At 46.3% G+C, this 2,284-nt stretch carries 3 protein-coding genes; all 3 read right to left on the reverse strand.

All coding sequences use genetic code 11. The features are described from left to right. The coding region (locus tag VK080_RS11245; protein WP_324224857.1) for a quinone oxidoreductase family protein at positions 1 to 618 on the reverse strand (618 nt) is incomplete at its 3' end. Next, on the reverse strand, positions 615 to 1,403 hold the full coding sequence (locus VK080_RS11250) for a 2-phosphosulfolactate phosphatase (protein ID WP_324224858.1): 789 nt from the start codon (positions 1,401 to 1,403) through the stop codon (positions 615 to 617). The genes VK080_RS11245 and VK080_RS11250, both read right to left, overlap by 4 nt. Positions 1,404 to 1,406: 3 nt before the next feature. Continuing rightward, a partial coding sequence (locus VK080_RS11255; protein ID WP_324224859.1) for a phosphotransferase family protein occupies positions 1,407 to 2,284 on the reverse strand: 878 nt, incomplete at its 5' end.

Consider the following 2,284-nt stretch of genomic DNA (forward strand, 5'->3'; position numbering starts at 1 on the left):
GCCGGTCAATGCGCGGACTTTTTCTTCCCAGGCATCCTCTGAATAGTTCACAAGATGGTCTGCTCCCATGTTGTCAGCAAGCTGTAACTTTTCCGGTGTACTGGCCGTTGCAATCACTTTTCCTGCACCAAACTTTTTAGCAAGCTGGACAGCTAATGAACCGACTCCACCTGAGGCAGCATGCACAAGTACCGTTTCACCTTCTCCAAGCCTTCCCATCGTCTTTAAAATGTGGTAAGCACTAAGACCCTGAAGAGGCAGTGCCACTGCTTTTTCAAATGAAACGCCATTAGGAACGGGAATGAGTGTATCCGCTTTTGTTTTGACATATTCGGCGTAACCACCTGATCCGGTCAGTGCAGCAACACGTACTCCCTTTTTAACACCCTTCACGTTCGGACCCGTTTCAGCGACGACCCCGGCAACCTCTGTGCCCGGAATAAACGGCAGTTCTGTTGGGAGAACATATTTCCCTTCACGTCTCGCCGTATCGGCATAATTAACACCAATTGCTTTCACCTCAATGACCACATCGCCATCACCTGGTTCCGGTGCCGGCTGATCCGTTACTTCAAGGACATCCGGCCCACCATATTCTGCAAATTGCACGACTTTCATTCGTTCACGCTCCTTTCAGCAGTTGTTATAGGATCAATTACGTCATTTGTTAGGGCATTCGCTTCATTATTCAATCGCGGCACAACATCCAGCGTCCCCTGCTGACTAACAAAGGCAACATCATCATGAAAACCGTATTTCGACAGCATTCCTCCAACACGCGATTGATTTAATACACTGACCGCCTGATCAGCCAAATGGTCATAAAATAACTTTGCCGATAATGCACTGTCCGTCAAATCCACGCTTTTTTGGCCAAATTCGTCCATGAGACAGGCGATAAAATAACCGGCACCATAATAGTCTTCAAGGCAAAAAGTGTTTTTTGATCCCGAGCAGATAGCCACAATTGTCTCATCTTCATACGTGTCGGCAATACGCTTTCCTACAGCCTTTCCATTTAAAAGAGATGCCGTATAAACCTTTTTCGCCATTGCTGCTTTTCGAATCGCAACAGTCCCATTTGTCGTCGACAGAATAACGGTTTTACCCGGAACCTGTTCGTTTAACACCGCCGGGACAGGATCCACGAAACCGTCAATGGTCACCCCATCACTTTCCCCTGCCAGCAATACATCATCAGCCTGCCCGTAATGCAACGTTTTCGATTTCTCCAATGCCTCCGCCTCATTCAGCACCGGAATCACCCGCTTTGCACCGGATGCGAGACAGGATGCGATGGTCGATGTTGCCAGAAGCACATCAAATACAACGGCGATTTTATCATCACTTATTCGACTTTCATTGATTTCTTCCTTTTTCCAAAGCAGATGAATTTTCATCATGTATCACACGCCTTTGATGGTATTGAGTGCATATTGAACCAGATTGGCAACAAAACGATTGAAATGAGCAAACCTCGGATCATCGGTTTGACCTCTGTGGTACCGGTAATAAATTTGCTGACAGATAACGGCAAGCTTAAAATAGGCAAAAGTCAAATAAAAATTAATGTTGGACACATCCCGGCCGCTCTTTCGGGCATATGCATCCAAAAATTCCCGGCGTGTGTAAAAGCCTTCCTTAATGGTTGCCGGCGGTTGTCCGAGACCTTTTTTCAATTCATCCGGGTCATCTGCCTGAATCCAATAACTCATGGCAGCGCCAAGATCTGCAAGCGGATCGCCCACTGTTGTCATCTCCCAGTCAAATAAGCCCGTCATGTCACTCAAATCCTCGGAAAACATGGCATTGTTTAACTTGTAATCATAATGAATAACCGCCGGATCCGGTGAAGCGGGAACATGATTTTCCAGCCACTTCATCAGTTCTTCAACACCAGGTACATCATCCGTCTTGGACCGTTCATAACGCTTGTTCCATCCGGCTACCTGTCGTTCCATAAATCCATCCGGTTTGGTCATATTAACAAGTTCTGTTTTTGTATAATCAATTTGATGCAATTCTGCCAATTTATCGACCATCAATTCCGAAAGCTTTTTACCAAGAGCCGGTTCATAGCTGATGTGGTCAGGAAACTCGGAATCTATCACAATGCCATTTCGTCTTTCCATAATAAAAAACGGACTGCCGACAATCTCCTCATCATCAGAAAAAATATATGGTTTAGGTGCTGTTGGATACAGTGGATGCAAACTCGACAACACCGAATATTCCCTGCCCATATCATGTGCTTTGGGTGCGACCGGTCCGAGCGGCGGCCTGC

The sequence above is a fragment of the Lentibacillus sp. genome, from assembly GCF_035301925.1.
GTDB lineage: Bacteria > Bacillota > Bacilli > Bacillales > Amphibacillaceae > Lentibacillus.

What these genes read in the sequence shown, in the direction of transcription:
- VK080_RS11250 (WP_324224858.1), bottom strand. Translation starts at nt 1,403, where the DNA reads ATGATGAAAATTCATCTGCTTTGGAAAAAGGAAGAAATCAATGAAAGT.